At 61.3% G+C, this 1,360-nt stretch carries 1 protein-coding gene and 1 pseudogene; one reads left to right on the top strand and one right to left on the bottom strand.

What is annotated here, in order from left to right; translation table 11 throughout:
- Positions 1 to 285, bottom strand: a pseudogene (locus tag EQG76_RS28510) (hypothetical protein); the annotation flags it as partial.
- A 335-nt stretch (positions 286 to 620) separates the two neighbouring features.
- Here EQG76_RS28510 and EQG76_RS28505 point away from each other — a divergent pair.
- Positions 621 to 1,360, top strand: a 740-nt coding sequence (locus tag EQG76_RS28505) for a glycosyltransferase family 2 protein (RefSeq protein WP_159718527.1), incomplete at its 3' end; no start/stop codon positions are given.

The following is a 1,360-nucleotide window of genomic DNA, read 5'->3' as shown; positions in this document are numbered from 1 at the left end:
GCCCCGGCCGGCGACGTTGAGGTGGACCAGGTCGACCCGCCTGCTCAGCTGCGCCCGGACCAGCCAGCCGACCGACCGCAGGAGGTGGAGGGGCATCATGGCGATGTGGCCGCTGCCCCTGGCGTCCAGTGGCGTGCAGCACGGGCCACCGTCCATGGCCGCGAAGGCCTGAGTTGCATAGAGCATCATCCGGCCGATGCCGCCGAACTCGAATCCGCCTGGAAAGGCGATCCCGACCCGGCGCGGCCGCTCACTGGCCGCGCGGTGCTGCGGTTTGGTAAGCATGGTCATCTTCTCTGTCCCGCCTCTAGCGAGATGGCTGCATCCAGGTCCGGCGGCAGGATAGGACGCCTGATCGGGACATGCCCTTAGCACTTTTGGCTAACGAACTATTGTCTACCTGATCTGATGTATGGCCAGCATGTATTTGTCCCATGTCAGTGGATTTCTTGAACACATTTGTGAGGAGCCCGCAGCCGGTCGGCCGATCCCTGCCACGTCGCCACGGGACAACCAGTCCGCCCTGACACAGGCCATCACGAGATGCTGGACGCGCTGCATCGACGAAAGATGCAGGCCACCGCGAGTTGCTCGACCAGCTATTATGCGGGAAGAATTCAATGCGCATAGCTGTCATCACACCCTACTATCGGGAACCTGACGAGTTTCTCGAGCAGTGCCATAGAAGTGTTCTGGGCCAGACGCTGGCTTGCGATCACTTTTTCATCGCTGATGGCTGGCCGAATCCTGTGGTCAGGAACTGGCGCGCCAAGAGCTTGGAACTGCCCGAGTCGCACGGGTATGGTGGGAACCTGCCCCGCGTGTTGGGCAGCATCAGTGCCTTCAGCCAGGGCTATGACGCGGTGGCGTTCCTGGATGCCGACAACTGGTATGAGCCCTCTCATCTTGAGAAGCTGGCTGATCTCCACGTCCGTACTGGTGCCGCAGTGTGCACGTCCAACCGGACCATGCACCGCCTCGATGGCAGCTACATGTTCGAGGACGACAAGAATGACGGGCGCACGCATGTCGACACGAGTTGCTTTTTTCTCACCCGTGCTGCGTTGCCGGTTATCATCCGGTGGGCCCTGATACCCATGGAACTGGGTCCGATCTACGACACGATTTACTGGAGCTCGATCAGGAGCTTCAAGCTGTCCCATGCCCATGAGCAGGCGGCGACACTGTGCTATCGCACGACCTATGAGGCCGATTATCGCCGCATTGGCGAAGCCCTGCCGGCGTGCGCGAAGTCGCTACAGGACACGGATCGGCCATTCTATTGGTTCAAGTCGCTGCCGGCCAAGGAGCGCTGGCGGATCTGGAAGGATCTTGGCTGGCCAGCCGAGCTGCACCGGGT

Source organism: Geminicoccus flavidas (genome assembly GCF_009806515.1).
GTDB lineage: Bacteria > Pseudomonadota > Alphaproteobacteria > Geminicoccales > Geminicoccaceae > Geminicoccus > Geminicoccus flavidus.
Note: the sequence above shows the minus strand (reverse complement) of the source record. Positions and strands in the feature narration are given on the sequence as shown.